The 26,393-nt window shown below is 64.6% G+C and carries 22 protein-coding genes; 4 read left to right on the top strand and 18 right to left on the bottom strand.

Features of this window, described 5'->3' with window-relative positions:
- Positions 1 to 7 precede the first annotated feature (7 nt).
- On the bottom strand, positions 8 to 754 hold the full coding sequence (locus AWB66_RS13925; protein ID WP_087630860.1) for a GntR family transcriptional regulator: 747 nt from the start codon (positions 752 to 754) through the stop codon (positions 8 to 10).
- Positions 755 to 946: 192 nt separating this feature from the next.
- On the opposite strand from AWB66_RS13925, the gene AWB66_RS13920 reads away from it, so the two are divergent.
- A complete protein-coding gene (locus AWB66_RS13920; protein WP_087630859.1) occupies positions 947 to 2,389 on the top strand; it encodes an MATE family efflux transporter in 1,443 nt (480 codons plus the stop codon).
- Positions 2,390 to 2,393: 4 nt separating this feature from the next.
- Here AWB66_RS13920 and AWB66_RS13915 read toward each other — a convergent pair whose 3' ends face one another.
- The 10 genes from AWB66_RS13915 to AWB66_RS13870 all read right to left on the bottom strand — a co-directional run bounded on the left by AWB66_RS13915 (position 2,394) and on the right by AWB66_RS13870 (position 13,712).
- Positions 2,394 to 2,813, bottom strand: coding sequence for a Rap1a/Tai family immunity protein (locus tag AWB66_RS13915; RefSeq protein WP_125469723.1), 420 nt, complete (start codon positions 2,811 to 2,813; stop codon positions 2,394 to 2,396).
- 73 nt (positions 2,814 to 2,886) lie between these two features.
- Positions 2,887 to 4,986, bottom strand: coding sequence for a dipeptide ABC transporter ATP-binding protein (locus AWB66_RS13910; protein WP_087630858.1), 2,100 nt, complete (start codon positions 4,984 to 4,986; stop codon positions 2,887 to 2,889).
- The gene (locus AWB66_RS13905; RefSeq protein WP_087630857.1) at positions 4,983 to 5,840 is read right to left on the bottom strand and encodes an ABC transporter permease; all 858 of its coding nucleotides are present in this window, start codon (positions 5,838 to 5,840) and stop codon (positions 4,983 to 4,985) included. Before AWB66_RS13905 ends, AWB66_RS13910 begins: the two co-directional genes overlap by 4 nt.
- Positions 5,837 to 6,847: an ABC transporter permease gene (locus AWB66_RS13900; RefSeq protein ID WP_087630856.1), complete on the bottom strand. Its 1,011-nt coding sequence runs from the start codon at positions 6,845 to 6,847 to the stop codon at positions 5,837 to 5,839. The genes AWB66_RS13905 and AWB66_RS13900 overlap by 4 nt, the downstream gene beginning before the upstream one ends.
- 78 nt (positions 6,848 to 6,925) lie before the next feature.
- A complete protein-coding gene (locus tag AWB66_RS13895; RefSeq protein WP_087630855.1) occupies positions 6,926 to 8,644 on the bottom strand; it encodes an ABC transporter substrate-binding protein in 1,719 nt (572 codons plus the stop codon).
- A gap of 188 nt (positions 8,645 to 8,832) precedes the next feature.
- A complete protein-coding gene (locus AWB66_RS13890; RefSeq protein ID WP_087630854.1) occupies positions 8,833 to 9,312 on the bottom strand; it encodes a cupin domain-containing protein in 480 nt (159 codons plus the stop codon).
- A 103-nt stretch (positions 9,313 to 9,415) separates the two neighbouring features.
- Positions 9,416 to 11,521 carry an elongation factor G gene (gene fusA, locus AWB66_RS13885; RefSeq protein ID WP_087630853.1) on the bottom strand — a complete coding sequence of 702 codons (2,106 nt, stop codon included), beginning with the start codon at positions 11,519 to 11,521 and terminating at the stop codon, positions 9,416 to 9,418.
- 307 nt (positions 11,522 to 11,828) lie between these two features.
- Positions 11,829 to 12,281: a DUF192 domain-containing protein gene (locus AWB66_RS13880; RefSeq protein WP_087630953.1), complete on the bottom strand. Its 453-nt coding sequence runs from the start codon at positions 12,279 to 12,281 to the stop codon at positions 11,829 to 11,831.
- A 304-nt stretch (positions 12,282 to 12,585) separates the two neighbouring features.
- On the bottom strand, positions 12,586 to 12,798 hold the full coding sequence (locus AWB66_RS13875) for a hypothetical protein (RefSeq protein WP_087630852.1): 213 nt from the start codon (positions 12,796 to 12,798) through the stop codon (positions 12,586 to 12,588).
- Positions 12,799 to 13,133: 335 nt separating this feature from the next.
- Positions 13,134 to 13,712 (bottom strand): pseudouridine synthase, encoded by a 579-nt coding sequence (locus AWB66_RS13870; protein WP_087630851.1) that lies wholly within the window; start codon positions 13,710 to 13,712, stop codon positions 13,134 to 13,136.
- 374 nt (positions 13,713 to 14,086) lie between these two features.
- Between AWB66_RS13870 and icd the strand changes: the two genes are divergently transcribed.
- Complete coding sequence (gene icd / locus AWB66_RS13865; protein WP_087630850.1) at positions 14,087 to 15,343, top strand: NADP-dependent isocitrate dehydrogenase; 1,257 nt, start codon at positions 14,087 to 14,089, stop codon at positions 15,341 to 15,343.
- 376 nt (positions 15,344 to 15,719) lie between these two features.
- On the opposite strand, the gene cspD is transcribed toward icd, so the two are convergent.
- Positions 15,720 to 15,926, bottom strand: coding sequence for a cold shock domain-containing protein CspD (cspD, locus tag AWB66_RS13860; RefSeq protein ID WP_008351201.1), 207 nt, complete (start codon positions 15,924 to 15,926; stop codon positions 15,720 to 15,722).
- A gap of 506 nt (positions 15,927 to 16,432) precedes the next feature.
- Between cspD and clpS the strand changes: the two genes are divergently transcribed.
- Entirely contained in the window at positions 16,433 to 16,747 is a 315-nt protein-coding gene (gene clpS, locus AWB66_RS13855; RefSeq protein ID WP_050453822.1) for an ATP-dependent Clp protease adapter ClpS, read from the top strand.
- Entirely contained in the window at positions 16,744 to 19,044 is a 2,301-nt protein-coding gene (clpA, locus tag AWB66_RS13850; RefSeq protein WP_087630849.1) for an ATP-dependent Clp protease ATP-binding subunit ClpA, read from the top strand. The genes clpS and clpA overlap by 4 nt, the downstream gene beginning before the upstream one ends.
- Positions 19,045 to 19,133: 89 nt before the next feature.
- On the opposite strand, the gene dut is transcribed toward clpA, so the two are convergent.
- The 6 genes from dut to AWB66_RS13820 all read right to left on the bottom strand — a co-directional run bounded on the left by dut (position 19,134) and on the right by AWB66_RS13820 (position 26,393).
- Complete coding sequence (gene dut, locus AWB66_RS13845; protein WP_087630848.1) at positions 19,134 to 19,580, bottom strand: dUTP diphosphatase; 447 nt, start codon at positions 19,578 to 19,580, stop codon at positions 19,134 to 19,136.
- A gap of 4 nt (positions 19,581 to 19,584) precedes the next feature.
- Complete coding sequence (locus AWB66_RS13840) at positions 19,585 to 20,592, bottom strand: LLM class flavin-dependent oxidoreductase (protein ID WP_087630847.1); 1,008 nt, start codon at positions 20,590 to 20,592, stop codon at positions 19,585 to 19,587.
- Positions 20,593 to 20,617: 25 nt separating this feature from the next.
- The gene (gene coaBC / locus AWB66_RS13835) at positions 20,618 to 21,835 is read right to left on the bottom strand and encodes a bifunctional phosphopantothenoylcysteine decarboxylase/phosphopantothenate--cysteine ligase CoaBC (RefSeq protein WP_087630952.1); all 1,218 of its coding nucleotides are present in this window, start codon (positions 21,833 to 21,835) and stop codon (positions 20,618 to 20,620) included.
- Positions 21,836 to 21,895: 60 nt separating this feature from the next.
- Positions 21,896 to 22,396 carry a signal peptidase II gene (lspA, locus tag AWB66_RS13830; protein ID WP_087630846.1) on the bottom strand — a complete coding sequence of 167 codons (501 nt, stop codon included), beginning with the start codon at positions 22,394 to 22,396 and terminating at the stop codon, positions 21,896 to 21,898.
- Positions 22,396 to 25,245, bottom strand: a complete 2,850-nt coding sequence (gene ileS / locus AWB66_RS13825) for an isoleucine--tRNA ligase (RefSeq protein ID WP_087630845.1) — start codon at positions 25,243 to 25,245, stop codon at positions 22,396 to 22,398. The genes lspA and ileS overlap by 1 nt, the downstream gene beginning before the upstream one ends.
- A 110-nt stretch (positions 25,246 to 25,355) precedes the next feature.
- Entirely contained in the window at positions 25,356 to 26,393 is a 1,038-nt protein-coding gene (locus AWB66_RS13820) for a bifunctional riboflavin kinase/FAD synthetase (RefSeq protein WP_087630844.1), read from the bottom strand.

The raw sequence follows: 26,393 nt of genomic DNA, 5'->3' as shown, positions 1-26,393 counted from the left end.
GCCCGGCCTATTTGCGCAACTCCGCGACGAAATCGTAGTAATCGTTGCGGCAGTAGGTATCGGTGAGTTCGATCGCGCGCTGGTCCGCCGTATAGCCGACGCGCGTGATAAGCAAAAGCGCGTCGTGCGGCGCGATGCCCATCTGCTGCGCGATCTCGTCGCTCGCGTTGACCGCGCGAAAATGCTGCAGCGCGCGCACGATCGACAGGCCGCGCTGGTCGAGGAAGCTGTAGAGCGAATCGCCGACCGCGAGCGGATCGGGAATCAGGGAGGCGGGAAACGTCGAGTTCTCGACGGCCATCACGATGCCGTCAGCGAGACGCAGCCGCCGCAGACGCGTCACCGCCGCGGCGGGCGAGAGGCCGAGCTGGATCACTTCGTCGCGATTGGCGGGCTCGATCACGCGCGAGAGCCACTTCGAACTCGGCGTGAAGCCGCGCCGGCGCAGCATCTCGCTGAAACTGGACAGGCGCGAGAGCGGGTCTTCGTAGCGCGGCGTGATGAAACTGCCGGCGCCCTGCGTGCGGCGGATCAGACCCTGTTCGACGAGCAGCGCGATGGCCTTTCTCGACGTGATCCGCGACACCCCGAGCGCCTCCGACAACACGCGTTCCGAAGGCAGCGCTTCGCCGGCGTTCCAGCGGTTCTCGTGGATCGCATTGGCGAGCTTGCGCGCGAGCTGCAGATAAAGCGGGGTGTCGCTGTCCGGGTCCGGGCGCAAGTCGCGCCAGCGGTCTTCCGATGTCGAGTTCATAAAGCGGACGCAAGGGAGGCCAAGCGGCGATTCTAAGACAAACGGCTGGTGTGGCGGGCCTTAACCTCAATCGAACCGCAATGTCGCGGGTCGCAGCGAGGCTTTGCACGGCGTTCGGCGCGGCGCGACGCATGCTCGTTCGTGCCATGATGCGCAGATCGAATTTCGGGGCAGCGCCATGAAGGCAGCACAATGACATCGAAGACAGCGGCGCAGGCCGCCCGCTTCGTCACCGGCTCGACGCTGCGTCACGTGATCGTCATGGCCGGCACGGGCGCGATCGGCCTGATGGCCGTCTTCGCCGTCGATCTCGCCAACCTGTTCTACGTCTCGATGCTCGGCGATACCTCGGTCGCGGCCGCGGTCGGCTTTGCGGGCACGATCAACTTCTTTCACGTCGCCATCTCGATCGGCATGACGATCGGCGTGAGTGCGACGGTCGCGCGTCTGCTCGGCGCGGGTCAGAGCGCGAAGGCGCGGCAGGTCGCGACCGCGAGCCTCGCGTTCATGGTGCTCGTGACCGTCGTATTGAGCGCGGCGACGCTGCTATTGCTCGAACCGATCCTCGACGTGCTCGGCGCCACTGGCGAGGCGCGCGAGCTCACGCGCCAGTTCCTCTACATCACCGCGCCGACCTTGCCGCTGCTCGCCATCGGCATGTGCACGTCCGCGCTGATGCGTTCCACCGGCGATGCGCGCCGCGCGATGACGGTCACGCTGACCGCCGCGATCGTCACCGCGATCCTCGATCCGATCCTGATCTTCGGCCTGCATCTCGGCTTGACCGGGGCGGCCATTTCGAACGTGATCGCGCGCGTCGCGCTCGCGTGGGTCGGGCTCTACGGCGTCGCGCGGGCGAACCGGCTGATCGGCCGCTTTCAGGCGCGGCGCGCCTGGGACGACGTCAGGCCCGTGCTGAAGATCGCGCTGCCCGCGGTGCTGACCAATCTCGCGACGCCCGTCGCGAGCGCCTACGTCACGCATGCGATGGCGCGCTTCGGGCCGGCCGCGATCGCGGGGCAGGCGACCATCGACCGCATCACGCCCGTCGCCTTCGCGCTGATCTATGCGTTGACCGGCGCGGTCGGGCCGATCGTCGCGCAGAACCTGGGCGCGGGACGCGCGGACCGCATCCGCGAGACGATTCTCAACAGTCTCGGCTTCGTGCTGGCGACGGTCGCGCTCGCGTGGCTCGTGCTGGCGTTCGCGCAGGACGGGCTGATCCGCGCGTTCTCGGCGCAGGGCGTAACGGCCGAGATCATCTCGACGTTCTGCTCGTGGCTCGTCGCGAGCTATGCGTTCGTCGGGTGCCTTTTCGTTGCCAACGCGACGTTCAACAATCTCGACCGCCCGCTCTTCTCGACGATCTTCAACTGGGGAAGGACGACGCTCGGCACGGTGCCGTTCGTCGCGGCGGGCATCAAGCACGGGCCGATCGGCGTGCTCGTCGGGCAGGCGGTCGGCAGCGCGATCTTCGGGCTGATCGCGATGATCGTCGCGTGGAGGGTGGTCAGGCGCCTGCCGATGGTCGATTGCGCGCGGCTTGCGCGCCGGCATGCGGACGAGCCGGCGGCGGCTTCGGTCAGCGTGCCGGGCGCGGCGGCCGGCAATACGGTCGCGCCCGAGGTTCAGTGAAGCGTCACATGCACGCGTGATGCGAATGCACGGACCCGAGCACCGCGACTTCGGCCGGCGTGCGCTTGAGGTCGTCGTCCTTGACCTGCTTCGCGTCGGCGAGGAAGTCGTCGACGATCGCCGATACCTTCACGTCGTTCAGGCACAGCGAGACGCGCTGGGTTTCGTTGGCGGGCAGCGACGCACGCTGGCCGAGAAAGAGCACGCCGTACTGATAACCGCGCACGATGCCGCGCACCGCGCCGACGCACTGGCCTTGCGCCGTGTTGTCGCCTTTCTGCGCGCACTGCTGGGCAAGCGAATAGGCGGTGAAGCTCGGATCGACGGAGGCGGGCGCGTTCTGCTGCGCGTTCGCAGACGCGGCCATGCCGAGCGCGGCGAAAGAGGCGCTGATGACGAGCGCAATCGAGATGTGTCGCTTCATTTTTATCCTCATATCGAACGGTGTTCGAATGAGAGGCGCGGCGCCGGCATAGGTTCCGTCAAGCTGCGTTCCTTCAAGTTTGCGTTCCGTCAAGTTGCGCCGGCCCTGGCGCCCATTGCAGCGCGCGCAGTTCCTCGACCGGGATATGACAGCGAATCCGGTGACCGTCGCCGGCGTCGGCGTCGGGCGGCGCCTGTTGCTCGCAGATCGCGCCGAGCTTGCGCGGACAGCGCGTATGGAAGACGCAGCCCGAAGGCGGATTCGCCGCGCTCGGCAATTCGCCCGACAGGCGAATGCGCTTTTCCTGAGCGCCATCGCCGAGCGTCGGCACGGACGACAGCAGCGCCTCCGTATAAGGATGCTGCGGCCCGCCGAAGACGTCCGCCGCGCGCCCGATTTCCATGATCCTGCCGAGATACAGCACCGCGATCCGGTCCGACAGGTAACGCACGATGTTGAGATCGTGTGAGATGAACACGTAGCTCACGCCGCGCTCGCGCTGCAAATCCGCGAGCAGGTTGAGGATCGCCGCCTGCACGGAGACGTCGAGCGCGGACGTCGGCTCGTCGCAGACGACCACGCGCGGATCGCCCGCGAACGCCCGCGCGATCGCGACGCGCTGCTTCAGTCCGCCCGACAACTGTCGCGTGCGCGAGCCGAGATAGCGCTCGGGCAGCCGCACCGATTCGGCAAGCGACTGGAGCCGCGCTTCCTTCTCCGCGCCGCGCAGCGACGCGAGCTTCGCGAGCGAACGCGCGATCAGCCGGCGCACCGAATGTGCGCGGTTCAACGCCGAATCCGGATTCTGGAACACGATTTGCAGCGACTTCACCTGCGCGTCGTTGCGGCGCGTGACGCGCGCGGGCAGAGCGGCGCCGTCAAGTTCGAGCGTCGCGCCTTCGTCGGGGGAGAGCAGGCCGAGCAGCAGCTTCGCGAGCGTCGTCTTGCCGCTGCCCGATTCGCCGACGAGGCCGAGCGTCTCGCCTTCCGCCAGATCGAGCGAGACGTCGTGGACCGCGCGCACCTGTTCGTTGCCGACGCGAAACGTCTTCGATACGTTGCGCGCACGCAGCGCGACGCTCGTGCGGTTTGGCGCGGCCGATTCGCTCACGGCGTCGGGCGTCGCGCGCGGCAGGTCGATCGCGCGTTCGTGATAGTGGCAGCGCGCCATCTGGTCGCCGTTCGACGCTGCCACGCGATAAGGCGGCGGCGCGTCGCGCAGGCACCGCTCGTCGGCGAGCTTGCAGCGGTCCGCGTAGATGCAGCCTTGCGTTACGGTGCCCGGCAGCGGCAGCGAGCCGGGAATCGTGTCGAGCCGGCCCGCGTCCTTGCTGCGTCCGGCGCTCGGCAGGCAGCGCAGCAAGCCGACCGTGTACGGATGACGCGGCCGCGCGAACACGTCGCGCGTCGCGCCTTCCTCGACGAGCTTGCCCGCATACAGCACGCCGACGCGGTCGCACATGCGCCCGATCACCGCGAGGTTGTGGCTGATGAAGAGCACCGCCGTGCCGAGTTCCGCGCGCAATTGCGCGATCAGATCGAGCACTTCGGCCTCGACGGTGGCGTCGAGCCCGGTCGTCGGTTCGTCGAGGATCAGCAGTTCGGGATTGCACGCGAGCGCCATCGCGATCACGACCCGCTGCTGCATGCCGCCCGACAGTTGATGCGGATAGCTTTCCATCACGCGCTCGGGCGACGCGATGCGCACGCGCCTGAGCATCTCGACGGTGCGCGCGAGCGCGTCGGCGGCCGTCGCGCCGGACGCCTCGAACGCCTCCGACACCTGCCGCGCGATGGTCAGCGACGGATTGAGCGCGCGGCCCGGGTCCTGGTAGACCATCGACACCGCGTTGGCCCGCATGCGGCGCAGCGCGTCGGCGTCGAGCGACGCGACGTCCTGTCCGCCGATCGAAATCCGGCCCGCCTTCACGCGCCCGTTGCGCGGCAGATAGCGCAGCACCGCGAGCGCGGCCGTCGACTTGCCGCAGCCCGATTCGCCGACGAGGCCATACGCCTCGCCGCGCTTCACGCGCAAGGTCACGTCCTGCAGCACGTCGCGCTCGCGTCCGCGCATCCGATAAGCGACCGTCAGGCCGACGATGGTCAGCGCATCGGCGCGGTCGCGCTTGCCGACGTCGAAGGCGGGGAAGGCGGCGGGCGGAGGTCCGTTCATCGGTCGAGCACTCCTTCGACGGCGTCCGCCACGAGATTCACGCCGACCACGAGCGAGGCGATCGCGGCGGCATCGAAGACGACGGTCCACCATGCGCCGCCCGCCATCAGCGTGTAGCTTTCGGAGAGCGCGAGGCCCCAGTCCGCGGACGGCGGCTGGATGCCGAAGCCGAGAAACGAGAGCGTCGCGACGGCGAAGATCGCGTAGCCGAGCCGCACCGTCGCCTCGACGATGATCGGTTGCAGCACGTTCGGCAGGATCTCGGCGAACATGATGTAGAAAGCGTTTTCGCCGCGCAGTTGCGCCGCGAGCACGTAGTCGAGATTGCGCTCGGCGAACACTGCCGAGCGCACCGTGCGCGCGGTGATCGGCGCGAAGGTGAGACCGATCACGATGATCACCGTCGCGTTGCTCGCGCCGACCGCCGCGAGCGCGAGCAGCGCCACGATCACGAGCGGCAGCGCGAGCAGCGCGTCGATCACGCGGCCGATCACGTTGTCGACCCAGCCGTCGAAATAGCCGACGATAAGACCGATGGCCGTGCCCGCGAGCGTGCCGAGCAGCGTGGCGAGCGGCGCGATAGTGAGGATGTCGCGCGCCCCGACGATCACGCGCGCGAACACGTCGCGGCCGAGCTGATCGGTGCCGAACCAGTGCGCGGCGTCGGGCGGCGTGAGCGAGTTGAGCGGATCGGAGGCATACGGGTCCTGCGGCACGAGCGCGTGTCCGACGAGCGCGCACGCGACCCAGAACAGCAGGATCAGCGCGCCGATCAGGAAGGTCGGCGAGCGCAGGAGCGCCGCCGAGCGTTGGAAACGCGGTGTCTTGACCGTGGGCGAGGGCAGAGTGCTCATCGCGATTCCTTCACGCGCAGCCGCGGATTGAGCACGACATAAAGCGCATCGGCGATCAGGTTCGCCGCCGTGTAGATCACCCCGACCGTCAGCACGCCGGCTTCGAGCATCGGAAAGTCCTTCGCCTTCGCGGCGTTGTAGATCAGCGAGCCGATGCCCTGATAGTGAAAGAGCGTTTCCACGACGACCAGTCCGCCGATCATGTAGCCGAGCTGCGTCGCGGCGACCGTCACCGTCGGCAGGAGCGCGTTGCGCAGCACATGCCGCCAGATCACCGTGCGGCGCGGCAGGCCCTTGAGGATCGCGGTGCGCGTGTAGTCGGCGTCGAGCGCTTCGACCGTGCCCGCCCGCGCCATCCGCGCGATATAGCCGAAGAACACCAGCACGAGCGGCAGCACGGGCAGGATCAGGTGCTTCAACTGCACGAGCACGTTCGCGTCGGGCGGGAAGGTCGCCTCGATCGGCAGCCACTGGAGCCACACGCCGAACACGAGGATCAGCACGATCGACGAGACGAATTCCGGCACGACCGTCGCCGAGAGCCCGGTGATGCTGATCGCGCGGTCGATGAAGCGGCCCGCGTGCAGCGCCGCGAACACGCCGCCCGCGATGCCGAGCGGCACCACGACGACGAACGCCAGCGCGCCGAGCTTCGCGGAGTTCGCGAGCGCTTCGAGCACGAACGGCGCGACGGCCGCGCGAAACGCGTAGGACTGGCCCATGTCGCCGGCGAGGAAATGGCCGATCCACGCCGTGTATTGCGTGAGGAGCGGCCGGTCGACGCCCAACTGGTGATTCAGCGCCGCGACGGCGCGCGCATCGGCGAGCGGGCCGAGGATCGCGCGGCCGACGTCGCCCGGCAGCATCTGGCCGCCGGCGAACACGATCACCGAAAGGAGCCACAGCGTGATCAGCGCCAGCACGAGCCGCGTGCCGACGAAACGGGCGATGCGCCACGCCTGGCCGCTCGCGCGTGCGGGCGGGAGCGCTTTCGTCGCGGTGTTCATGGTCGCGGGGCCCTCCATGTGCGCGCCGCGCAAACAGCGCGGCCGAGAGACGGATCAGCTACCGGATCAGCCACCGGATCAGCCACCAATCGTCGCGCGATCGAGATAAAGCTGGGAATTCGCATTGAAGCGCACGCCCGCCACGTTCGCCCGCGTCACGACCAGATAATCGTAGAAATACGGAATCACGACCGGCGTTTCGTCGAACAACAGCGTCTGGATCTGCGCGGAGAGCTTCTTCTGCGAGGCGACGTCGAGCGCCGCGACGAACTGGGCGACCAGTTTGTCGTACTGCGGATTCTTGAAGTGCGCGGCGTTCCACGTGCCGCCGCTTTCGAGCGGCGCGTTGAGGAACACGTTCGGCACGCCGCGATGGCCGTAGTCGGTGATGCCGAGCGGCGAATCGAGCCAGTCCGATTTGCCGAACGTGCCCGCGCCGTAGTACAGCTCCTGGCTTTCCACCTTCAGCGAAATTTTCACGCCGATCGCCTTCGCCGCATTCTGAATCACCACGGCGAGATCGGGAATTTCCATGTACTTCTCGGTCGTGAGCGTGATCTCGAAACCGTTCGGCACGCCGGCCTGCGCGAGCAGTTGCTTCGCCTTCGCGACGTCGATCTTGCGCTGCGGCACCGACAGGTCGCTCGACGGAAACATCGGCGCGAACGGGCTGTCGTTGCCGAGCGCGGCGCGGCCGCGAAACAGGCCCTTGACGATGATCTCGCGGTCGATCGCGAGCGCGAGCGCCTGACGCACGCGCTTGTCCTTGAACGGGCCCATGTCGTTGCGCATGTGCATCTGCCGATGCGCGCTCGACTTCACGCCGAGCACCTTGAACTCGCGGTTGTTCAGCACGGACAGGCCGCCCTGGACGGTGAAGTCGCCCATCACGTCGGCCTGGCGGCCTTGCAGCGCGAGCAGTTGCGCCTGCTGGTCGGCGTAGAACGCGAAAGTCACGCGATCGGGCAGCGCCTTCTCGCCCCAGTAGTCCGGGTTGCGCACGAACGACGCGCCCACTTTCGGCGTGTACTTTTCGAACTTGAGCGGCCCCGTGCCGATGAACGACTTCTCGTAGCTGCCCGAAAAATTCGCGGGCAAGATCACCGCGTTGAAGTTGTCGGAGGAAACGTAGAACGGGAAGTTGCCGTTCGGCGCATCGAGATGGAATTCGACCGTGAGCGCGTCGATGGCCTTCACCGAATCCTTCGACAACACGCCCTTCAGCACCGACAGCGCCGCCGAACCGCTGCCCGGGTCGGCGAGGCGGTTGAAGGTCGCGGCGACGTCCTTCGCGGTCATCTTCTGGCCGTCGTGGAACTTGACGTTGTCGCGCAGCTTGAAGGTCCACACGTCGCCCTTGTCGTTCGACTTCCACGACAGCGCGAGCGCCGGGCGCAGCGTGAGCTTCTCGCCGTCGTCGTCGATCAGGAATTCGCCCGTCTGGTTGATGAGCGCGAGGCCGGCGGCGTCGGTCACGGTGAGCGGATCGACCGCGCCCGCAGGCGTCAGGTGCGCGACGCGGATCGTGCCGCCGGGCTTGCCCGTGCCCTGTGCGCGGGCGCGCGGGGTGCCCAGTACGCCCAATCCGCCCAATCCGCCCAATCCGCCGCCGATGTCGATCGCGCCGCCGAGCGCGAGCGCGAGTCCGAGCATGCTCGCGTGCCGCAGCAGTTCGCGCCGCGTGAGCCGGCCGGCCTTGAATTCGTCGATGGCGTGATTGCCCAGTTCGCCGGCCGAGGTGCGCGCATCGTCGAGGGCGCGGTCGAAGGCTTGATCGTGATCGGTCGATGTCTTCATCAGTGGGCGTTCCGTTCCGTATGTTGTCATTGTTGCGGGCAGCGCGATAAGAGGCGCCGCCGGTTCGCCGGGCCTGCCGACGCCTCGCCAGTGTAGCCGGGCAGAATTCGTCCGACGCGACTCGCCGTATTCGCTTCGCGCCGGCTCAGGAAGCGACAGCTAGCAAGTCCCGCGCCGCGCGTGCCGCATCAGTGATCGTGCGGATGCTTGTGGATCGGATCGACCCAGAAAACCTCTTCCGGTTGCTCCACCGCGTCGATGTTCAGGTTCACCACCACGGCCTCGTTGTCGCTGCGCACGAGCACGCATTCGAGCGGCTCGTCGGTGCGCGCGTTGATCTCCTGATGCGGCACGTACGGCGGCACGAAGATGAAGTCGCCCGGACCGGCTTCGGCGGTGAATTCGAGATGCTCGCCCCAGCGCATGCGCGCCTGGCCCCGCACGACGTAGATCACGCTTTCCAGTGCGCCGTGATGGTGCGCGCCGGTCTTCGCGTTCGGATGGATCGTCACGGTGCCGGCCCAGATCTTCTGCGCCCCGACCCGCGCCGCGTCGATCGCGGCCGCCCGGTTCATGCCGGGCGTCTGCGGCGTGTTGGTATCGAGCTGACCAGCGCGGATCACCTTCACGCCGTGCTCGCGCCAGTCGATCTTCGGTTCGTCGCTCATCGTCGTCTCCCGTTCAGGTCAGGTAAAGCGCGCGGATAAAAAAAGTCCGTTGCGGCCACTCGTGAAGCACGGGCATACAACGGACTCGTTACAGCAACGCAGCTTATCTCGACTTCGCGTTCACGACGCCCTCGGCGACGTTCGACGGCGTTTCCGCGTAGTGCTTGAACTCCATCGTGTAGGTCGCGCGGCCCTGCGAGAGCGAGCGCAGCGTCGTCGAATAGCCGAACATTTCCGCGAGCGGCACTTCCGCGCGCACGAGCTTGCCGCCGCCGCCCGCGATGTCCTCCATGCCCTGCACGATGCCGCGCCGGCTGGACAAGTCGCCCATCACGTTGCCCATGAACTCCTCGGGCGTTTCCACTTCGACCGCCATCATCGGTTCGAGCAGCACGGGCTTCGCACGGCGCATGCCGTCCTTGAACGCCATCGACCCGGCCATGCGGAACGCGTTTTCGTTCGAATCGACGTCGTGGTAGGAACCGAACGTGAGCGTCACCTTCACGTCGACGACCGGATAGCCCGCGAGCACGCCCGCTTTCAGCGTTTCCTGAATACCCTTGTCGACGGCCGGAATGTACTCGCGCGGCACGACGCCGCCCTTGATCGCATCGACGAATTCATAGCCGCCGCCCGGCTTCTGCGGTTCCATCTTGATGACGACGTGGCCGTACTGCCCGCGTCCGCCCGACTGCTTGACGAACTTGCCTTCGACATCTTCGATCGGCACGCGGATCGTCTCGCGATACGCGACCTGCGGCTTGCCGACGGTCGCCTCGACGTTGAATTCGCGCTTCATCCGGTCGACAAGAATTTCGAGGTGCAGCTCGCCCATGCCGGAGATGATGGTCTGGCCGGATTCTTCGTCCGTCTGCACGCGAAACGACGGATCTTCCTGCGCGAGCCGGTTGAGCGCGATGCCCATCTTTTCCTGGTCGGCCTTCGTCTTCGGCTCGACGGCCTGCGAGATGACCGGCTCCGGGAAGATCATTTTTTCGAGGATGATCACGTGATTCGGATCGCAGAGCGTGTCGCCGGTGGTGGCTTCCTTCAGACCGACGGCCGCGGCGATGTCGCCCGCGTACACCTCCTTGATTTCCTTGCGCTCGTTTGCGTGCATCTGAAGAATCCGCCCGAGCCGCTCCTTCTTTTCCTTCACGGCGTTGTAGACGGTATCGCCCGAATTCACCACGCCCGAATACACGCGGAAAAAGATGAGTTGCCCGACGAACGGGTCCGTCATGATCTTGAACGCGAGCGCGGAGAACGGCTCGTCGTCGGTCGGATGGCGTTCCGCTTGCCGGTCGTACTCGTCGTGACCGAGGATGGCGGGCACGTCGACCGGCGAGGGCAGGTAATCGATCACGGCGTCCAGCATCGCCTGCACGCCCTTGTTCTTGAACGCGCTGCCGCAGAGCATCGGCACGATTTCGTTGGCGATCGTGCGCTGGCGGATGCCGCTCTTGATCTCTTCCTCGGTCAGTTCCTCGCCGCCGAGGTACTTCTCCAGATAGGCTTCGTTCGCTTCGGCGGCGGCCTCGATCATCTTGTCGCGCCATTCCTGCGCGGTCGCGAGCAGGTTCGCCGGAATCTCCTGATACTCGAACAGCACGCCCTGGCTCGCTTCGTCCCAGATGATCGCCTTCATCTTCACGAGGTCGATCACGCCCTGGAAGTGGTCTTCCGCGCCGACGGGAATCTGCAGCGGCACCGCGACGCCCTTCAGCCGGTCGCCGATCTGGCGCTGCACGCGGAAAAAGTCGGCGCCGACGCGATCCATCTTGTTGACGAACGCGATGCGCGGCACCTTGTACTTGTTGGCCTGGCGCCAGACGGTTTCCGATTGCGGCTGCACGCCGCCGACCGAGTCGTAGACCATGCAGGCGCCGTCGAGCACGCGCATCGAACGCTCGACTTCGATGGTGAAGTCGACGTGCCCGGGGGTGTCGATGATGTTGATGCGGTGTTCCGGATAATTGCCGGCCATGCCTTTCCAGAAGGCCGTCGTGGCAGCGGAGGTGATCGTGATGCCGCGCTCCTGCTCCTGTTCCATCCAGTCCATCGTGGCCGCGCCGTTGTGAACCTCGCCGATCTTGTGGTTCACACCGGTGTAGAAAAGAATGCGTTCGGTGGTGGTGGTCTTGCCGGCATCGATGTGAGCGCTGATGCCAATGTTCCGATAGCGCTCGATGGGAGTCTTGCGGGGCACGTGAACCTCCTGTGGATGGGTCGAGCGGATGGCGACTTTCCCTGAAGCGGCGAAAGGCAGGCTGGCCGCCCTCGCGCGCGGCCGGGAAAGCGCCGGACAGCGTCTCGCTGGTCTCTCGCGGTCTATCAGGATAGCGCTTCGACACGCTTCTTGCAGGATTCTTGCCAGGCGCGGCCGGCCGCCGATACGCGCCGCGCGCGACGCGGCCGGGCGCGGCGCAGCGATGCCGCGGGCGAAAAAAAACCGGCGCGTCGGGTGGACGCGCCGGCTCGGCTGATCTCGTTCGCAGCGGGCGACTGCGGCAGGCCTAGTGCGCTGCGGGAAGCCCTTGCATCTTCATGCCCGGCTTGATGCCCTTCGACGTGAACCAGCCCTTGCTCATTTCGAGCGCATAGACGCCGTTGTTGCGCGGACAGTGATTGTCCGTCGTCTCGGCCTGCATTTCGTCGATGTCGGTGATCGTGCCGTCGCCGCGAATGAATGCAATCGACAGCGGGATCAGCGTGTTCTTCATCCAGAAGCAATGCACGGCGGTTTCGTTGAAGACGAAGAGCATACCTTCGTTGGGCGCGAGTTTCGTACGATACATGAGTCCCTGCTCGCGATCGGCATCGTTGGCCGCGACCGCTGCGTCGATCACGAACATGCCAGCCGTGAGCCGCGCGCGCGGAAATTCGCCCGGCTGCTTCGCGCCCGGCGGCAGTTGCTGCGCGTGCACCGTGGAGATCGCCGCGATCGGCAGAAGGAGCGCGACGGCCAGCGCGCAGAGACGCCGCCCGAAACCGGATTGGCGAAACGAGGCGAGCGGATCGAATGAAGCGAGCGGTTTGAATGAGCGCAGCGAAAGACGCACGACGAAACTCCTTGGAAGCCCTGGTAACAGAAAAGATCGGGGAAAAAGCCGCAAAAGCCGACATGACCCGCGCATGTTACTCGATGCACCTGCAAAAGAAAAAGGCAGAGTACCCGAGGGCATTCTGCCTTTTAACGCCATGAAGACGGCTGTACTGCGGTAGCGGTACGGCTGTTTTTCTGGCTTCGCTTTAAAGCGAGTTACAACAAACTTACTGCGATGCGCCCGTAGCAGCGGCCGGTGCTGCTTCAGCCGACGAAGCTGCCTTCTTGTGCGACTTCTTGTGCGACGTCTTCTTGTGGTGCGTCGACTTGTGGGCCGTCGAAGCCGCTGCCGGTGCTGCCGGAGCCATTGCGTCCGAAGCTTGTGCGAATGCAGCCGTTGCGAACAGGCCAGCGACGAGAGCAGCGATCAGTTTGTTCATCTGTGAATCCTCAGCTTGAGTAAATTAACCAAACGACCCGGTTATTGGAGTCATGTCGGTAAACGAGCCATCCACCTTTCGGTTGACAGTGATATCGATAAATAAACCGGTATCGCTGCGAGCGCTAAAACCTTACAAAAAGCCTGTCTCAAGCAGGTGTTTGGTGCGGTCATTCGCTAATGCCGGATAGCTTTGCAAGGCATCTGCGACCACTAACGCAGGGTGGCGACAACCGGTTGACGAAAATCTTTTTTGATATTGCGGATTGCTTTAAATCGCTTGGTGGGTCGTGCGTTAGCGCTTTTTCGTGACAGGAGTTTGAAGCACGGCGAAGTTCATGCGATGCCGTTCCACGGCGCGCGCGGCGGCAACTCCGTCGACTCGCCCGGTGCGAGCCCGAGCGCGAATACATCGAGCGCGCCGATGCCGACGCGCACGAGCCGCAACGTCGGATAGCCGACCGCCGCCGTCATGCGCCGGACCTGGCGGTTCTTGCCTTCGGTGATCGACAGTTCGATCCACGTCGTCGGGATCGCCGCGCGATGGCGGATCGGCGGCGTGCGCGACCAGAGTTGCGCGTCGGCCTTCGTTAACTCGACGAACGCGGCATGACACGGGCGCGTGACGTAGTCGCCGAGATCGACGCCGCTCGCAAGGCGCGCGAGCGCCGTCTCGTCAGGTGCGCCTTCCACTTGCGCCCAATAACGCTTGACGAGCTTGTGACGCGGCTCGGCGATGCGCGTCTGCAATGCGCCGTCGTCGGTGAGGAGCAGGAGGCCTTCGCTGTCGGCGTCGAGCCGGCCCGCGGGATAGACGCCCGGTTTTTTCACCCAGTCCCCGAGCGACGCGCGCGTCTCGTGCGCGGAGAACTGACAGATCGTGCCGAACGGTTTGTTGAGGGCGATGAGCGACATGGCTGGGATGAGAAAAATCGGGAAGAGGGCGCCGGGCCTTGATTCACGCGCCTTCTGGCTGGCTTCGGGCTCGTCTGCGTGCTGGCGGATGGCGGCATATTAATGCATAATCCGACTCTGTAACTCGCAGGTCTTATATAAGACATAGGAGTTGCGTCCGGCCTTGCCCGCGCAGTCTCGCGCGCGCCCGGCGCCGCTCCGGACGCTGCGCGACCGCCCGCTTCGGTGGTCTAGAATATTATCCTGGATGCCCGGCCGGCCAAGGGCGCGCGCGGGGACGCTCACCGGAGCGCGCAGTTCCATGCATCGTCGCAATCTGCTTCAGCCAGCTCGTAAGCCAGGTATCAACCAGCCAGCCTTCTTTGGAGTCGACCATGCCGTATCAGCACATCAAGGTTCCGACGGGCGGTGACAAGATCACCGTCAACGCGGATTACTCCCTCAACGTGTCCGACCAGCCGATCATTCCGTACATCGAAGGTGACGGCACGGGCCTCGACATCACGCCGGTGATGATCAAGGTCGTCGATGCGGCGGTCGAGAAGGCGTACGGCGGCAAGAAGAAGATCCACTGGATGGAGATCTACGCAGGCGAGAAGGCGACCAAGGTATACGGCCCGGACGTGTGGCTGCCGGAAGAAACGCTCGACGTGGTGAAGGAATACATCGTCTCGATCAAGGGTCCGCTCACGACACCTGTCGGCGGCGGCATCCGGTCGCTGAACGTCGCGCTGCGCCAGCAACTGGACCTGTACGTCTGCCTGCGGCCGGTGCAGTACTTCAAGGGCGTGCCGTCACCGGTGCGCGAGCCCGAGAAGATCAACATGATCATCTTCCGCGAGAATTCCGAAGACATCTACGCCGGTATCGAGTGGCCCGCGCAGTCGGAAGAAGCGAAGAAGGTCATCAAGTTCCTGCGCGAGGAAATGGGCGTGACGAAGATCCGCTTCCCGGAGACATCGGGCATCGGCATCAAGCCCGTTTCGAAGGAAGGCACGCAGCGGCTCGTGCGCAAGGCGATCCAGTACGCGATCGACAACGACCGCCGCACGGTCACGCTCGTGCACAAGGGCAACATCATGAAGTTCACCGAAGGCGCGTTCCGCGACTACGGCTATGAACTCGCGCAGCAGGAGTTCGGCGCGGAACTCATCGACGGCGGCCCGTGGATGAAATTCAAGAATCCGAAGACGGGCAACGACATTGTCGTGAAGGACGTGATCGCCGATGCGTTCCTGCAGCAGATCCTCCTTCGTCCGGCTGAATACGACGTGATCGCGACGCTCAACCTGAACGGCGACTACGTGTCCGACGCGCTGGCGGCGCAAGTCGGCGGCATTGGCATTGCGCCGGGCGCGAACCTGTCGGATTCGGTCGCGATGTTTGAAGCGACGCACGGCACCGCGCCGAAGTATGCGGGCAAGGATTATGTGAATCCGGGCTCGGAGATCCTGTCGGCGGAGATGATGCTGCGTCACATGGGCTGGACCGAAGCGGCGGATGTGATCATCAGTTCGATGGAGAAGTCGATTTTGTCGAAGCGCGTGACGTACGACTTCGCGCGGCTGATGGAAGGCGCGACGCAGGTCTCGTGCTCCGGTTTCGGGCAGGTGATGATCGAGAATATGTAGTCGCGGATCGGCTTCACGCGATAGAAGGCCCCGGCTGGCATGCAAGTGTCGCCGGGGTTTTTTCATGACTTCCGATATTCAATGCCGCGCGTTATCGAGGATCGTTAAGAATCAACGCTCGGAAAATAGCGGCTGAAATCGTTTCGCCGTGCGCCGTGCGCCGGAGTGAAGTCGGCGTATATCGGTCATTTTTGCGTCCTCGATCTCGCAATCGCGACGCGCACGCTGGTGAATCCTGTCCGGTGTCCAGATCGTCGGAAAACTGATCGCGCTTTCCACGAATCGCCGACGCCGCGGCCGCACATAATCCGCACTCCAAAAACAAAAAACCCGGCACGAGGCCGGGTCCAGCAGGCAAAAAAGTGCGATCGAACGGTCAGGCCGCGTCCTGAATATTCGAAGCCTGTTTGCCCTTCGGTCCCTGGACGATCTCGAAGCTGACCTTCTGGCCTTCTTTGAGCGTCTTGAAACCGTTCATCTGTATAGCCGAGAAATGTGCGAACAGATCCTCGCCGCCTTCGTCGGGCGTGATGAATCCGTAGCCTTTCGCGTCATTGAACCATTTGACCGTACCAGTTGACATACCTACTTCCCCTCTAGCTCTCGTCGCTTCCACGAGCACGCTCGAAAAGCTCAGCGGCCACTATGTGAACCGTGCCCTCCTCACTAGCTCACCTCGGCATTTTTTCGCCTGAATGGCCTTCGGAAAAAAGTGCCAGTTTGATTGTTGAATCTCTTAAATCACGTGTCAAGAAAATTTTGAGATAGCCGATAAGCCCGTTGTAAAGAGCACATTCGTAGGGTTATTCCTGCTTTGCGTGTGTGCGGCCGCGCAAGCAAGCCATCTTGAAAAGTCGCATAATCGTCTCACTTGAGTGGTAGTCGCGAGACGCGCCCTGCAGTCAGTTTTTTTTGAAGCTGTGCGATACTGGATTCACAGAAGGGTCAAGCGGGCTGGCGCGCAGACGGCGCCGGCAGAATTCAGGCAGGATGGGCTCGATGCGGGCATCCGCGGTGCCAGTTTTCCGACCGGACGGTTGGCGTTACCGGAGGCATTGCGGGCCTGTCCGAGTTGTTTAGAATGGGTGTATGGCGATCAATCCCAACAAGCAGGACGGCACGGTACTGGAGCGGCAGGAGCAGAAGCTCAAGCAGCCTGCGATGTACAAGGTGGTGCTGCTGAATGACGACTTCACGCCGATGGAATTCGTCGTGATGGTCGTGCAGGAATATTTCAACAAGGATCGTGAGACCGCGACGCAAATCATGCTGAAGGTTCATCGCGAGGGCAGGGGAGTTTGTGGGGTCTACACGCGGGACATCGCGTCGACCAAAGTTGAGCAAGTCGTTAGCCATGCACGGCAAGCGGGGCACCCGCTGCAGTGTGTGATGGAGGAAGCATGATTGCCCAGGAACTGGAAGTCAGTCTGCACATGGCGTTTATGGAAGCACGTCAGGCGCGGCACGAGTTCATTACGGTCGAGCATCTTTTACTGGCCTTGTTGGACAACCCGACCGCGGCTGAAGTCTTGCGCGCATGCGCAGCAAACATAGAAGATTTGCGTCAGAACCTGCGCAATTTCATTCATGACAACACGCCGACCGTGCCCGGCACGGACGACGTCGATACCCAGCCGACGCTTGGTTTCCAGCGCGTGATTCAGCGCGCGATCATGCACGTGCAGTCGACGTCGAATGGCAAGAAGGAAGTGACTGGCGCGAACGTGCTGGTCGCGATCTTCGGCGAGAAGGATTCGCACGCGGTCTACTACCTGCAGCAGCAGGGCGTGACGCGGCTCGACGTCGTGAATTTCATTTCGCACGGCATCGCGAAGACGAACAGCGGCGACGCCGCGAAGGCGAGCAGCGAGGCGAACCCGGAAACGGACGACGCCGCCGCGCAAAAGGAAACGCCGCTCGCGCAGTTCACGTCGAACCTGAACCAGCTTGCGAAGGACGGCAAGATCGATCCGCTGATCGGCCGCGAGTCGGAAGTCGAGCGCGTGGTGCAGGTGCTGTGCCGCCGTCGCAAGAATAATCCGCTGCTCGTCGGCGAAGCCGGGGTCGGCAAGACCGCGATCGCCGAAGGTCTCGCCTGGCGCATCACGCGCGGCGAAGTGCCGGACATTCTCGCCGATGCGCAGGTTTATTCGCTCGACATGGGCGCGCTGCTCGCGGGCACGAAGTATCGCGGCGACTTCGAGCAGCGTCTCAAGACGGTGCTGAAGGAGCTGAAGGAGCGTCCGCACGCCATTCTGTTCATCGACGAAATCCATACGCTGATCGGCGCGGGCGCGGCATCGGGCGGCACGCTCGACGCATCGAACCTGCTGAAGCCGGCGTTGTCGTCGGGGCAGCTGAAGTGCATCGGCGCGACCACGTTCACGGAATATCGCGGCATCTTCGAGAAGGACGCGGCGTTGTCGCGGCGCTTCCAGAAGGTCGACGTGACCGAGCCGACCGTCGAGCAGACCGTTGCGATCCTGCGCGGCCTGAAGACGCGTTTTGAAGAGCACCACGGCGTGAAATATTCGTCGGGCGCGCTGTCGGCCGCGGCTGAACTGTCGGCGCGCTTCATCACCGACCGTCATCTGCCCGACAAGGCGATCGACGTGATCGACGAAGCGGGCGCGGCGCAGCGCATTCTGCCGAAGTCGAAGCAGAAGAAGACCATCGGCAAGAACGAGATCGAAGAGATCATCTCGAAGATCGCGCGCGTGCCGCCGCAAAGCGTCTCGCAGGACGACCGCAGCAAGCTGCAGACGCTCGATCGCGATCTGAAGAGCGTCGTGTTCGGGCAAGACCCGGCGATCGACGCGCTGTCGGCTTCGATCAAGATGGCGCGTGCCGGTCTCGGCAAGACGGACAAGCCGATCGGCGCGTTCCTGTTCTCGGGTCCGACGGGCGTCGGCAAGACGGAAGTCGCGAAGCAGCTCGCGTTCACGCTCGGCATCGAACTGCTGCGCTTCGATATGTCCGAGTACATGGAGCGTCACGCGGTCAGCCGGCTGATCGGCGCGCCGCCGGGCTATGTCGGATTCGACCAGGGCGGTTTGCTGACCGAAGCCGTCACGAAGAAGCCGCATTGCGTGCTGTTGCTCGACGAAATCGAAAAGGCGCATCCGGACATCTACAACGTGCTGTTGCAGGTGATGGACCACGGCACGCTGACGGACAACAACGGCCGCAAGGCGGATTTCCGCAACGTCATCATCATCATGACGACGAACGCGGGCGCCGAAGCGATGAACAAGTCCGTGATCGGCTTCACGAACCGCCGCGAAACCGGCGACGAAATGGCCGATATCAAGCGCATGTTCACGCCGGAGTTCCGTAACCGTCTGGACGCGATCATCAGCTTCCGCTCGCTCGATGAAGAAATCATCATGCGCGTGGTCGACAAGTTCCTGATGCAACTGGAAGATCAGTTGCACGAGAAGAAGGTCGACGCGCTCTTCACCGACGCGCTGCGCAAGCACCTGGCGAAGCACGGTTTCGACCCGCTGATGGGCGCGCGGCCGATGCAGCGTCTGATCCAGGACACGATCCGCCGGGCGCTCGCCGACGAGTTGCTCTTCGGCAAGCTGCTGTCGGGCGGCCGCGTGACCGTCGATGTGGACGAGAACGACAAGGTGCAACTGACGTTCGATGAAAACCCCGTGCCGCGCAATCCGAATCCGGAAGCGGTCGAGGTCGAGTGACGAAGCAACGTGGCGCGCCGTGACGGCGCGTCGCAATGAAAAACGGCGCGGATTTTTATCCGCGCCGTTTTTTTTGCGCCAGAGAGCGCTTAGTGCTTGCCGGTGCTCCCGAAAGCGCCCGCGCCGCGCTCGCTGGTCTCGAAGTCGTCGACGATATTCAACTCCGCCTGCACGACCGGCACGATCACCATTTGCGCGAGACGCTCCATCGGATTGAGCGTGAAGGCCGTGTCGCCGCGATTCCACGTCGAGATCATCAACTGGCCCTGGTAATCCGAATCGATCAGGCCGACGAGATTGCCCAGCACGACGCCGTGCTTGTGGCCGAGACCCGAACGCGGCAGGATCATCGCGGCATAGCCGGGATCGCCGAGATGGATCGCAAGGCCCGTCGGCACCAGCGCCGTCTGGCCGGGCGCGAGGACGAGCGGCGCGTCGAGGCACGCGCGCAGGTCGAGGCCCGCGCTGCCGGTCGTGGCGTAGGCGGGCAGGAAATCGCGCATGCGCGCATCGAGAATCTTGACGTCGAGTTTCATGGGTTCAGTTCGGGCGGCCGAGGTCGAACGCTTCGGCCAGGAGTTGATAGGAACGGCTGCGCGCGCGGTAGCTTCCCGCAACGGTCAGCACGATGAGTTCGTCTGCGTCGAAACGTTCCTGCAGCGCATGAAGCGCCTCCGTGACGCGTTCCGGCGTGCCGATGATGCTGCGGTTCTTCTCGCGCGCGATCACGTTCAGTTCGCGCTCGCCGTAGTGCTGCGCGGCGCCTTGTTCGATCGACGGAATCGGCATGTTCAGGCCGTATGCCATCTGCACGCGGCGCAAGTCGACGGCCTTTTCGAGCGCGGCGGCTTCTTCGTCGGTGTCGGCGCAGATCACGAACACGGCGGCGGCGAGATACGGCTTCGCTTCGTTACCGGGCGTGAAGCGCTCGCGATACGCCTCGGCCACGCGATGTCCATACTGCGCGTTGATGAAATGCGCGAACGCGTAGCGGATGCCGAGCTGCGCCGCGAGCAGTCCGCCGAAGTCGCTCGAACCGAGCATCCACAGTTGCGGGCGCGTGTCGATCTGCGGTTGCAGCAGGACGCCGTGCGCGAGGTGATCGTCGGGCAGCGTGCCGTTGAAGAGGCCGATGAGGTCGGCAACCTGCTGCGGAAAAATGTCGCCGCGGTTGTAGTCGCCGGACGCGACGGCTTGCGCCGTGCGCATGTCGCCGCCGGGCGCGCGTCCAACGCCCAAGTCGATGCGATTCGGAAACAGCGCTTCGAGCATCAGGAATTGCTCGGCGACCTTGAACGCGCTGTAGTACGGCAGCATGATGCCGCCCGAGCCGATGCGGATGCGCTTCGTCAGACTGCCGACGCGCGCGAGCAGAACTTCCGGACAGGGATTGGACACGCCGCGCAACCCGTGATGTTCGGCGCACCAGTAGCGCGTGTAGCCGAGATCGTCGGCGAGCTGGGCGAGATCGAGCGTGGCCGCGATGGCGTCGGCCGTGCTGTGACCGTGGATGACCGGCGTTTGGTCGAGAACGGAGAGTTTCGTCATCGTGCGGTTGCCGTGCGTGGATTGCTCAGGAGAGGATCGAGCCGCCGCGCGGCGCGCGCTTCGCAATTTCGCCGATCAGCGTGCGCGCGAGCAGCTTCTTGTCGGCGCGAGGCAGGCGCGTCTTGCCCGACGCTTCGAAGAGCACGACTTCGTTGTCGTCGAGTCCGAAGGTCAGCGGGCCGAGGTTGCCGATCAAGAGCGGCACGTTCTTGCGCACGCGCTTTGCCTCGCCGTGCACGTCGAGATCGCCGCTTTCCGCCGCGAATCCGACGCAGTACGGCGGATTCGGAAGCTTCGCGACGGCCGCGAGGATGTCGGGATTCTCGACGAAGCTGAACGTAGGCAGCTTTTCATCGGCCGACTTCTTGATCTTGTGCTCGGCGACGTGATCGACGCGCCAGTCGGCCACGGCCGCCACCGCGATGAAAATGTCGGCGTCGGCGCTCGCCTGCATGACCGCGTCGTACATCTGCTGCGCGGTCTGCACGTCCTCGCGAAAGACGCCCCACGGCGTTTCCAGCGCGACCGGTCCCGCGACGAGGTGGACGTCGGCGCCGGCCTGCGCGGCGGCGCGCGCGAGCGAGAAGCCCATTTTCCCCGACGAGCGGTTCGTGATTCCGCGCACCGGATCGAGCGGCTCGAAAGTCGGACCGGCGGTGATCAGGACGCGTCGGCCGCGCAGGATCTTCGGCTGGAAGAACGCGCAGATGGCTTCGAATGTGGCCGTGGGTTCCAGCATGCGACCGTCGCCGATTTCGCCGCACGCCTGCGGACCGGAATCCGGTCCGAGCACTTCGACGCCGTCGCCGCGCAGCGTCGCGACATTGCGTTGCGTCGCGGCGTTCTGCCACATCTGGCGGTTCATCGCGGGCACGACGAGCAGTGGACAATCGCGCGCGATGCACAGCGTCGAGAGCAGATCGTCGCACTGGCCGTGCGCGAGTTTGGCGATGAAGTCGGTGGAGGCGGGCGCGATGACGATGGCATCGGCTTCACGCGACAGGTCGATATGCGGCATGTTGTTCGGCACGCGCGCGTCCCACTGGGACGTGTAGACCGGGCGGCCGGAGAGCGCCTGCATCGTAACGGGCGTGATGAATTGCGTGGCTGCTTCGGTCATCGCGATCTGAACGGTGGCGCCGGCCTTGGTCAAGAGGCGCGTCAGTTCGGCGATCTTGTAGCAGGCGATTCCACCGGTCAGGCCCAAGAGAAGATGCTTGCCTGCAAGTTCTGCTGTGTTCAATTCGTCCTCCCCGGACGCGGACGGTGACATCGTCGAACCTTCTGAAAAGCTTGCCAGCGCCTACTTCGTTCCGCGCACGCGCCGCAGTTCGTCGAACACGAGCAACACCGCCCCGACGGTAATCGCACTATCCGCGAGATTGAACGCCGGCCAATGCCACGTGTTCACGTGGAAATCGAGGAAATCGATCACATGCCCATAAGCGAGCCTGTCGATCACATTGCCGATCGCGCCGCCCATGATGAGCGCGAGCGCGGTACAGAACAACCGTTGCGCCGCATGCTTCTTGAGCAGATAGCAGATCACGATCGTCGCCACGATGCCGAGTCCCGTGAACGCCCAGCGCTGCCATCCGCCCGCCGCCGCGAGGAAGCTGAACGCGGCGCCGCGGTTATAGACGAGCAGCAAGTTGAAGAACGGCGTAAGCGCGTGCGGCTCGCCATAGGCGAACACGCGCGCGACCGCGATCTTCGTCAACTGGTCGAAGAGGATCACGATTGCCGCGACGCCGAGCCACGGCGCAAGAGAACCACTGCTTTGTTTCGACATCGTTCTTGCCATTATGCTGCGCTCCGCGATTCGCCCGCGCCGAAGAGGTTCGAGATGCAGCGTCCGCACAAGCCCGGGTGCTCGGCGTTCGCGCCGACGTCCGCGCAGTAGTGCCAGCAGCGCTCGCATTTCAGATACTTCGACGCCATCACCTCGACGCCTTCCTCCGCTTCGCCCGCCACCTTCTCGAGCGATGCCGCCGACGTAATCAGCACGAACTTGAGATCCGCGCCGAGTCCGGCGAGCGCGTCGTAGCGCGCACCGCTCGCGCGCACGACGACTTCCGCCTGCAACGACGATCCGATCTCGTTCGCCGTGCGCGCCTCTTCCAGCGCCTTCGTCACGTCGCTGCGAGCGGAGCGCACGAGGGTCCACGTGTCGAGCAGTTCGCCGGCGTTCGGCACTTGCGGATAGGCGTGGTAGACCTCGGTAAAGATCGTGTCCTGACCGGGCTTCAGCACCTTGTAGGCCTCTTCCGCCGTGAACGACAGATACGGCGCGATCAGCCGCAGCAAACCGTGCGCGATGTGGAAGAGCGCGGTCTGCGCGGCACGGCGCTCGCGCGAATCGGGCTTCGTCGTGTAGAGACGATCCTTCAGCACATCGAGATAAAAGCCGCCCAGATCTTCCGAGCAGAACGTCGCGAGTTTCGACACGACCGGATGGAACTCGTACTTCTCGTAATGCGCGAGCGCGTCGTCCTGGAGGTTCTGCGCGAGTGCGATCGCATAGCGGTCGATTTCGAGCCACTCGCCGACCGGCAGCGCGTCTTTCTCGACGTCGAAATCCGACAGGTTCGCGAGCAAAAAGCGCAGCGTATTGCGGATGCGCCGATACGTTTCCGTCACGCGCTTCAGGATTTCCTCGGAGATCGCGAGCTCGCCGGAATAATCGGTCGAGGCGATCCACAGGCGGATGATTTCCGCGCCGAGCCGGTTCGACACCTCATGCGGATCGACGCCGTTGCCGAGCGACTTCGACATCTTGCGGCCTTCGCCGTCGACGGTGAAGCCGTGCGTCAGAAGCGCGTTGTAGGGCGGGCGGCCATCGAGCATCGACGCGGTCAGCAACGACGAATGGAACCATCCGCGATGCTGGTCCGAGCCTTCGAGGTAAAGGTCGGCGGGAAATTGCAGCGCGTCCTTGTGCGAGCCGCGCAGCACGTGCCAGTGCGTCGTGCCGGAATCGAACCAGACGTCGAGCGTGTCGCGGTTCTTTTCATACAGGTTGGCGTCGTCGCCGATCAGCTCGCGCGGTTCAAGCGTCTGCCACGCTTCGATGCCGCTCACCTCGACGCGCTTCGCCACTTCCTCCAGCAGCTCCAGCGTGCGCGGATGCAGTTCGCCCGTTTCCTTATGCACGAAAAACGCCATCGGCACGCCCCACTGGCGCTGACGCGAAAGCGTCCAGTCCGGCCGGTTCGCGATCATGCTGTAAAGGCGCTGCTTGCCCCACGACGGATAGAACGCCGTCGCCTCGATGCCTTCGAGCGCGGTTTCGCGCAGCGTCTTCGCGCTGTCGTGCGGCTTGACGTCCATGCCGGCGAACCACTGCGACGTCGCGCGATAGATGATCGGTGTCTTGTGGCGCCAGCAGTGCATGTAGCTGTGCGTGTAGTTTTCGGACTTCAGCAGCGATTTTGCACCCGCGAGCGCCTCGACGATCTGCGGATTCGCCTTCCAGATCGAGAGGCCGCCGAAGAGCGGCAGCGATTCGATGTAGCGGCCATCGCCCATCACCGGGTTGATGAAGTCGGAATCCGACATGCCGTGCGCCTTGCACGACACGAAGTCTTCCACGCCATACGCCGGCGACGAGTGGACGATGCCGGTGCCGCTTTCGGTCGTCACGTAGTCGCCGAGATAGACGGGCGCCGTGCGCTTGTAGCCCGGATGGGCGGAAGCGAGCGGATGACGGAAGCGCAGGTTGGCGAGCTTTTCGCCCTTCGCCGTCGCGAGCGTCGTGCCGCTCAGGTCGTAGTTCTTCAGGCACTCCTCGACGCGTTCTTCGGCGAGGATCAGCAAGCCGCGCGACGTATCGACGAGGCTGTACACGATCTCCGGATGCACGTTGAGCGCCTGGTTCGCGGGGATGGTCCAGGGCGTCGTCGTCCAGATCACGATGCCGCCTTCCGCCTTCGGCAGCGACGCGAGCCCGAACGCCTGCGCGGTCTTTTCCGGTTCGGCGAAGGCGAACATCACGTCGATGGTGGGATCGGTCTTGTCCTTGTACTCGACTTCCGCTTCCGCCAGCGCCGAGCCGCAGTCGAAACACCAGTTGACCGGTTTCAGGCCGCGGAACACGTAGCCTTTTTCGAGGATCTTCGCGAGCGCGCGGATCTCGCCGGCCTCGTTCGCGAAGTTCATCGTCTTGTACGGGTTGTCCCAGTCGCCGAGCACGCCGAGACGCCGGAAGCCCGCCTTCTGCTTCTCGATCTGCTCGCTCGCGTAGGCGCGCGCCTTTTGCATCACTTCAGCGGCCGGCAGCGACTTGCCGAACTGCTTTTCGATCTGGATTTCGATCGGCATGCCGTGGCAGTCCCAGCCCGGCACATAGACCGCGTCGAAGCCCGCGAGGTTGCGCGCCTTGACGATCATGTCCTTCAGGATCTTGTTGACCGCGTGGCCGAGGTGGATGTCGCCGTTCGCGTACGGCGGGCCGTCGTGCAGGATGAACTTGTCGCGGCCACGGCTCGCCGCGCGGATCTTCTCGTAGATCTTGTTGTCCTGCCATTCCTTCACCCATGCCGGCTCGCGCCTGGGCAGGTCGCCGCGCATCGGGAACGGGGTGTCGAGCAGGTTGACCGGGTATTTCGACTGCGGCTTGGCGTCGGACTTCGAAGAGGCTTTCTTGTCGCTCATGGATGACTCAGTGTGAATGCTGTGGGGCGGCGCCGGGTTGTCGGGTTGGCGCGCCGAGAACGGCTTTTAAGCGAGGCAGCGGGCGGCGCGTGTGGAACAGCGCCGCGCGCTCACCTAATTCGGTCGGTCGCCGATGTGGCGAAGCCGCTTGCGCTGCTCGTCGTGCTCGAGCCCGTGGACGCGCTCACGTGGCCGTTGGCGTTGCCGGGCCGGCCGCCGCTCGTCGCGAAATACTCGCGCGCATGGGCGACATCGCGCGCGATCGCGGCCGTCAGCGTGTCGAGGTCGATGAACTTCTCCTCATCGCGCAGTTTCTTCAGGAATTCGACGCGCACGAGCTTGCCGTACGCGTCGCCGTGCCAGTCGAGCAGGTGGACTTCGAGCAGCACGCGGCCCGAGTCGTCGACGGTCGGGCGCAGGCCGAGGCTCGCGACCGCCGGCAGCGGCTCGGCTGCAAGCCCATGCACGCGCACGACGAAGATGCCCGCCGCCGCCGGCCGCTTGTGGGCGATCGGCAGGTTCAGCGTCGGAAAGCCGAGATCGCGGCCGAGCTTCGCGCCATGCACGACATGCCCGCTGATCACGTAGGGACGGCCGAGCGCGACGTGCGCGGCCTCGAGATCGCCCGCGACGAGCGAGGCCCGCACCGACGACGACGAAATGCGCGCGCCGTTCGGATGCGCGACGGTCGCCATCTGCTCGACTTCGAAGCCGTGCTGCTCGCCCGCGGCCTTGAGCGACGCGAAATCGCCGGCGCGCTTCGCGCCGTAGCGAAAGTCGTCGCCGATCATGACCCAGCGCGCGTGCAGGCCGTTCACGATGATGTTTTCGACGAACGTATCCGGCGACTGCCCGGCGAACGTGCGGTTGAAATGCTCGACCACCACGCGGTCGACGCCGTTCGTGCGCAGCGCTTCCAGCTTGTCGCGCAGCATCGCGATGCGCGGCGGCGCGCCGGCCGGATTGAAAAACTCGCGCGGATGCGGCTCGAAGGTCATCACGCAGACCGGCAGGCCGCGCGCGTCGGCGGCGGCCCGCACGCGCGCGAGCAGCGCCTGGTGGCCGCGGTGGACACCGTCGAAATTGCCGATGGTCAGTGCGCAGGGCGCCCGGCTCTCGGCATTGGGTAGGCCGCGAAAGACTCTCAC

Source organism: Caballeronia telluris, assembly GCF_001544495.1.
Lineage (GTDB): Bacteria > Pseudomonadota > Gammaproteobacteria > Burkholderiales > Burkholderiaceae > Caballeronia > Caballeronia telluris.
This window is presented reverse-complemented; position numbering and strand designations above follow the sequence as displayed.